Source organism: Dehalococcoidia bacterium (assembly GCA_035310145.1).
Taxonomy (GTDB): domain Bacteria; phylum Chloroflexota; class Dehalococcoidia; order CAUJGQ01; family CAUJGQ01; genus CALFMN01.
Map to the genome: position 1 here is coordinate 63,109 of DATGEL010000047.1, position 6,000 is coordinate 69,108.

Here is a 6,000-nt window from a genome sequence, read left to right on the forward strand (position 1 = left end):
GAGGCATCCGCCGGCTCAGGCCCGCCACCATGGCGCTCATCCGTTGTTTCGCTGTCTCTTCAGTGTAGAGGAGCGGCCGGGTGGAATTGATGAGTTTTCCGAAGGCGCACGGGCCACCATGTCCGTCGGCGTGATCTGTGCGGCTGCCGTAAGATGGGGCGCGGGCCAGGGTTGCGGCGCGGGGCGGCGCAACGAACCGGCGCGGGTGAGGGTGAGGAGTGAACGTTGCGGTCGGCGTGCGCGAGCGCTGGGAGTCGGCCTCGGCCACGGAGCGGCGGCGGGCGATGGGCCTGCTCGGCGTCAGCGCGGCGCACGCCACCAACCACATGTACGGCGCCCTGCTGCCGCTGATCTACCCGCTCGTGCAGGACCAGTTCCACTTCAACTTCAGCACGCTGGGCATCATCATCGCCCTCTCGAACCTCTGCAGCGGCGTCCTGCAGGCCCTGTTCAGTTACATCAACCGCCGCGTCTCGGCGCGCACGCTGATCGGCTGGGAGAACGTCGCGCTCAGTCTCTGCGTGGCGCTGATGGCGGCCAGCGGCAACGTCGTGCAGTTCGGCGCCCTGAAAATGGCGGGCAGCGTCGCCGGCAGCCCGCAGCACCCGGTGGGCAGCGCCTACTGCGCCGAGGAGTTTCCGCCGGAGCGGCGCGGCTTCGCCCTGGCCGCGCACGTAGGCGGCGGCAATGTCGGCACGCTGATCGTACCCCTGCTCGGCGCGGTGATGATCAGCGCCTTCGGCTGGCGGCTGACGCTGCTGCTCTGGGCGATTCCCATCGGCCTGATGGGCGTGCTCACCTTCTTTCTGCTGCGGGAAGACCCGGAGCGCGCGGCCCGCGCCGCGGCCGAGCCGCCCGACGCCGGCGTCTGGCCGGAGCTGAAGGCGATGCTCAGCCGCAAGACGGTCGTGCTGATCCTCGTCGCCGCCACGATCGCCGCGGGCGGGCGTGGCCTCGGCGTGATCACGACCTATGTGCCGTCGTACCTCAAGACGGGGCTTGGCTTCGGCAACGTCACGACCGGCGTGCTGTTCAACATTCTGCTCGTCGGCTCCGTGGTTGGCACGCTTGCGGCCGGGCGGCTTTCGGACAGGTTCGGCCGCAAGCCGATGCTGATCACGGCCTACAGCGCGGCGCTGGTCTCGATGTTGCTGCTGGTGTTCGCCGGCAACGCGCTCTGGGCACTGTTCCCGCTGTTGCTGGCGCTGGGCATCACGGCCTATGCCGAGAGTCCGGTGATCCAGTCGTTCTTCGCCGATGCGATCGGCTCGGGCTCGCACCGCATCGGCTTCGGCCTGTACTTCACGATCGGCTACGGGATTGGCTCGGTCTGGGCGGCGATTATCGGCGCGGTGATTGACCGCTACGGTTTCCATGCGGCCTTCCTGCTGATGGGCGCTTCCTACGTCGCGGCGGCGCTGGTGCTGCTGCCCACGACCGACATCGCCGGCACGCGCAGGCGAGCGGGCTGAGCGGTCCCACGCGCTTCGGCAAACGTTTGCTTGACAGATCGCTTGAGCCGCGGCCCGCTGGTTGGTACGCTCGTGCCAGCGGCCCCGGCGGCGGGCGAGAGCGCCCGCGCGGGTCTGCCTGTTGCACGCGCATCCGCGCTTTCACGCCGGCAAAGGACGCGATCGTGAAATTCGTCTCCTTCAACCTGATGCCCTACCGCGAGTTGCCCGACGACTTCGAGCAGAAGTACCCCAGCGTCTGGGTGACGCCGCCGAAGACGCTCTACGACCCGAAGCGCGGTCATCGCTTCTACCACGACTACGTGGACGAGCTGGAGTTCTCGATCGACCTGGGCTTCGACGGTGTGGGCGTGAATGAGCACCACTCCAACGCCTACGGCCTGATGCCCTCGCCCAACCTCTTTGGCTCGATCCTGGCGCGCACGATCCGCAAGCAGGACCAGACCTCGCTGCTGGTGCTGGGCAACAGCCTGGCGCTCTACAATCCACCGATCCGCGTGGCGGAAGAGTTCGCCATGCTCGACGTGCTCACCGGCGGCCGCTTCATCGCCGGCTTCCCCGTCGGCACCTCGATGGACACCAACTACGCTTACGGCGTCAACCCGGCCGAGCTGCGCGAGCGCTACTACGAAGCGCACGACCTGGTGATGAAGACCTGGACCACGGACGAGCTGTTCATGTGGAACGGCAAGTACAACCAGCTGCGCTATGTGAACCCCTGGCCGCGGCCGGCGCAGCGCCCGCATCCGCCGGTCTGGATTCCCGGCGGCGGCAGCGTGGAGACCTACGACTTCGCGATCAACCACAAGTATTCGTTCTCCTACCTCAGCTTCTTCGGCCACCAGTACGCGCAGAAGGTGATGGACCAGTTCTGGGACCGCGCCGCCAAGCTGGACGGCGACATGAACCCGTATCGGGCCGGCTTCGCGCAGATCGTCTGCGTCTCGGAGACGGACGCGCGGGCGCAGAGCGACTACGAAGAGCACGTACGCTACTTCTTCAACAAGTGCCTGCACGTCGATCCGCGCGTGGCAGAGGCGCCGGGCTACCGCACGGTGAAGAGCCTGCGCGCCGGCCTGCGCTCGCAGTTCGACGGCACGATGAAGAGCGCCGCCGTGCTGCTCAAAGAGGGACTCTCCTGGCAAGAGCTGAACGACATGGGCTTCATCGTCGCCGGCTCGCCGGCAACGGTGGCGCAGCGCTTCCGCGAGTTCTCGGAGAAGCTGCACGTCGGCAACGTGATGCTGCTCTTGCAGATCGGCTCGATGCCGCACTGGCTGACGATGAAGAACCTGCAGCTCTTCGCCGAAGAGGTCATGCCCAAAGTGCGGCCGGTCTTCGGTGAGTGGGACGCCTCGCACTACTGGCCCTCCGGCTTCCCGGAGGACGCCGACGGGGCAGACCATGCAACCGGCTCGGCGCGCAAGGAGCCGGCGCCCGCCTTCGGCGATTAGCGCGGCTGCCCGCCTGCCGCAAGCGCAACGCTGCATGCCGCCGCCCGCTGCAAGGCTGGGCGCCATTCGAAAGGGTGTTCTCGCGCGATGGCCCAACCGAAGGACCAGCTAATCCCCGCCAACGAGCGCGTGACCTTCCAGCTGAAGGTCGCCGGCCAGGGCGAGCCCGTCGTCTTCCTGCACGGCGCCGGCGGCCTGCTCTGGGATCCGTTCCTCGATGCGCTCTCCGACCGCTTCACGGTCTATGCACCGTTCCTGCCCGGCACCGGCAACTCCACGGGACTGGAGAATATCCTCGGCTTCTGGGATCTCTGCCTGGCCTACTACGATCTGTTCGACAAGCTGGGGCTGGAGTCGGCCAGCGTCGTCGGCCACTCGCTGGGCGGCATGATCGCGGCCGAGCTGGCAGCGACGGACCAGAGCCGCGTGCGCCGCCTCGGGCTGATCGCGCCGGCCGGCCTCTGGCTGGAGGAGACGCCGATCCCCGACATCTTCGCCATGTCGCCGGCCGAACTGCTCAGCCATGTGGTCGCGGACGTCGATTCGCCGCTGGGCAAGATGATGCAGCAGACGCCTTCCGACATCGACGCGCTGATGGAAATGACGATCGCGCGCGTGCAGAACATGCAGGCGGCGGCGAAGTTCCTGTGGCCGATCCCCGACAAGGGCCTGAAGCACCGCGCCTACCGCATCAAGGCGCCGACGCTCTTGATCTGGGGCAAGCAGGACAAGCTCATCCCGCCGGTCTACGCCGACGAGTTCAAGCGGCTGATTCCGGAGGCGCAGGTCACGCTGATCGACAACGCCTCGCACCTGGTGACGCTGGAGCAGACGGCACCGGTGATCGAGGCGCTCAGCGGCTTCCTGGCAAAGCAGCCCGCCGCAGCCCTGGCCTGAGCGCTCGGCTCTTCGGTACAAAGCAAAGCGCCCGTCCCTCGGACCGGAGGGGCGAGCGTTCTGCTGCTACTTCAGCGTGGCCCGCGATAGACGTCGCGCCGATCTCCGACAGCGACGACGTAGACGATAAGCACACGATCACGAATCTCATAAACCACGCGATAGCTGCCGACCCGAATCCGGTACTCGCTCTCGCCGCCGGCCATCTTCTTGACACCGACCGGCCGCGAATTCTCCGCAAGCGCGTCGATATGAGGCTGAAGACGCTGCTGAGTCCGACGGGGTAGCGCCGCGAACTGGCGCCGTGCTCTCGCGGAGAACTCGATGATATAGGGCATCTGCAGTCAGAGCCCCAACTCTTCCTTAATCTGCTCCCACGGAATCGTCGGCTGGCCCTTCGCCTCCTCGCGCGCTTCGGCCGCCATCTCGGCCTCGCGGCGGTCCTCGAACTCCTCGATCCAGCGCAGCTCCTCGGCCGGGATGATCGCGACCAGTTGCTCGCCGCAACGCGTCAGCACCACGCGCTCCCAGTCCCGCACGACGCGGTCGATCACGGCGTCGAGCTGGCCGCGCAACTCGTCGATGCTCATCGACTCGGTGCCGAGCTGCCGTTCCTCTTCGCGGTCGGTCTGTTGCTCGTCCATTTGCGGCCCCCTTGTCCGGCCATTGTACGGCTGCGCCGTTCCGTGCTCAGCGGTACACGTCGCGGCGATGGTCGATCTCGATCACGAGCACCAGCAGCACGCGGTCATGAATCTCGTAGACGACGCGATAGTCCCCGACGCGAATTCGGTACGCGCCGCGACGATCCGTCAGCTTGACCACGCCATGAGGACGCGGATCCTCCTTCAATTCATTGAGCCCTCGGAGAATGCGGTCTTGCGTCTGCGGCGGGAGCCGGCGAAAGGTCCGCCTCGCGTGGGGGTCAATCTCGACTCGGTACTTCACTCCCTGGTCCGCGCCGCAGCCTGCTCGGCGGCTCGCTCGGCGGCTAGCTCGGCCTCCAGCTCTTCGAGCGAGATGGGCGGCTCCCGCTGCGGGTCGGCGAGTATGCGGTCGATCAGTTCGAGGTCGCGGCGGTTCTCGAACTCCTCCATCCAACGCAGCTCTTCCACCGGGATGATCGCCACGAGTTCCTTGCCGCGGCGGGTGAGCACGATGTGCTCGCGGCCGTAGGCGACGCGGTTGATCAGGTCGCCGAACTGGTTGCGGGCGTCCGCCGTTGAGACGAGGACGGCGTCCGACGTGGGGATGTTGTCGTCCAGGTTGTCTGCCTCAGCGTGCATCATCTCACCAGCCTTCTCCGCTCAATTGTACGTTTCGGCAGACTGCCGGACTACCTTCCACGTGGATCGGCCGTCTCCGCCTGCCATAGAGAAGACGAGCCGGGGCATCTCGCGACGCCCCGGCTCGTGCCCATGAACCGCAGAAGGAAGCCGCGCCTACTTGTTGATCGACATGTAGGCCACGGTCTCGGTGCCGAAGTCGTAGTCGTCTGCCACCCAGGGGTTCACCACCCACGGCTGGAAGAACGTGTACGCCTTGGTATAGTGCAGCGGCACGATGTACATCTTGTCGTCCGCCATGCGCTGCGCGTCGTAGACGATCTGCAGCCGCTTGTCCGGGTCCAGCTCCACCTGCTGCTTCTGGATGATCTGAGCGAGCTCCGGATCGTCCACCAGGGAGTGATTTCGATTCCCGCCCTTGGTGAGCATGCCGGTGAGGAAGTCGTCCGGATCGGTGAACGGCGTCTGCAACGCGTGGCCGATGCCGTTTGCCGGCACGCCCTTGTTGAAGTAGCCCTGGCCGTTGTTGATCCAGTCCTTCAGGTAATCCACGGTGACGGGCTGAACCTTGAAACCGGCATCGGAGAGCATACCGCGCGCCGCCTCGGCGTAGGCGTTGAACGTGTCGCCGTAGGCGTTGTTGGGGTAGTAGAACTTGAACTCCGTGCCCAGCGCCCCCGCCGCCGTCAGCAGCTGCTTCGCCTGCTGCGGGTCGTGCTTGAACCACTTGCCCGGCTCACCGATCTCCTTGCCCAGCGGGTCCAGCGACCACTTGCCCAGCCCCGGCGGCACGACGTTGACGAACACGCCCCGGCCGTTGTAGATCGCGTCGATGATCCCCTGGCGGTCGATCGCCAGCGAGGCCGCCTGGCGCACCCGCTGGTCCTTGAA

The 6,000-nt window shown here is 66.5% G+C and carries 8 protein-coding genes; 3 read left to right on the forward strand and 5 right to left on the reverse strand.

Annotated features, from left to right (window positions below):
• Positions 1 to 218 precede the first annotated feature (218 nt).
• The 3 genes from VKV26_09845 to VKV26_09855 all read left to right on the forward strand — a co-directional run bounded on the left by VKV26_09845 (position 219) and on the right by VKV26_09855 (position 3,823).
• Entirely contained in the window at positions 219 to 1,472 is a 1,254-nt protein-coding gene (locus tag VKV26_09845; GenBank protein HLZ70193.1) for an MFS transporter, read from the forward strand.
• A gap of 164 nt (positions 1,473 to 1,636) precedes the next feature.
• Positions 1,637 to 2,926, forward strand: coding sequence for an LLM class flavin-dependent oxidoreductase (locus tag VKV26_09850; protein ID HLZ70194.1), 1,290 nt, complete (start codon positions 1,637 to 1,639; stop codon positions 2,924 to 2,926).
• A gap of 87 nt (positions 2,927 to 3,013) precedes the next feature.
• Positions 3,014 to 3,823 (forward strand): alpha/beta fold hydrolase, encoded by an 810-nt coding sequence (locus tag VKV26_09855; GenBank protein HLZ70195.1) that lies wholly within the window; start codon positions 3,014 to 3,016, stop codon positions 3,821 to 3,823.
• A gap of 71 nt (positions 3,824 to 3,894) precedes the next feature.
• On the opposite strand, the gene VKV26_09860 is transcribed toward VKV26_09855, so the two are convergent.
• From VKV26_09860 to VKV26_09880, 5 genes are all read right to left on the reverse strand, one after another.
• Positions 3,895 to 4,161, reverse strand: coding sequence for a type II toxin-antitoxin system RelE/ParE family toxin (locus tag VKV26_09860; GenBank protein HLZ70196.1), 267 nt, complete (start codon positions 4,159 to 4,161; stop codon positions 3,895 to 3,897).
• Between the two features lie 6 nt (positions 4,162 to 4,167).
• The gene (locus tag VKV26_09865) at positions 4,168 to 4,467 is read right to left on the reverse strand and encodes a type II toxin-antitoxin system prevent-host-death family antitoxin (GenBank protein ID HLZ70197.1); all 300 of its coding nucleotides are present in this window, start codon (positions 4,465 to 4,467) and stop codon (positions 4,168 to 4,170) included.
• Positions 4,468 to 4,513: 46 nt separating this feature from the next.
• Positions 4,514 to 4,771 carry a type II toxin-antitoxin system RelE/ParE family toxin gene (locus tag VKV26_09870; protein HLZ70198.1) on the reverse strand — a complete coding sequence of 86 codons (258 nt, stop codon included), beginning with the start codon at positions 4,769 to 4,771 and terminating at the stop codon, positions 4,514 to 4,516.
• Positions 4,768 to 5,112, reverse strand: a complete 345-nt coding sequence (locus VKV26_09875; protein ID HLZ70199.1) for a type II toxin-antitoxin system Phd/YefM family antitoxin — start codon at positions 5,110 to 5,112, stop codon at positions 4,768 to 4,770. The genes VKV26_09870 and VKV26_09875 overlap by 4 nt, the downstream gene beginning before the upstream one ends.
• A gap of 153 nt (positions 5,113 to 5,265) precedes the next feature.
• A partial coding sequence (locus VKV26_09880; protein HLZ70200.1) for an ABC transporter substrate-binding protein occupies positions 5,266 to 6,000 on the reverse strand: 735 nt, incomplete at its 5' end.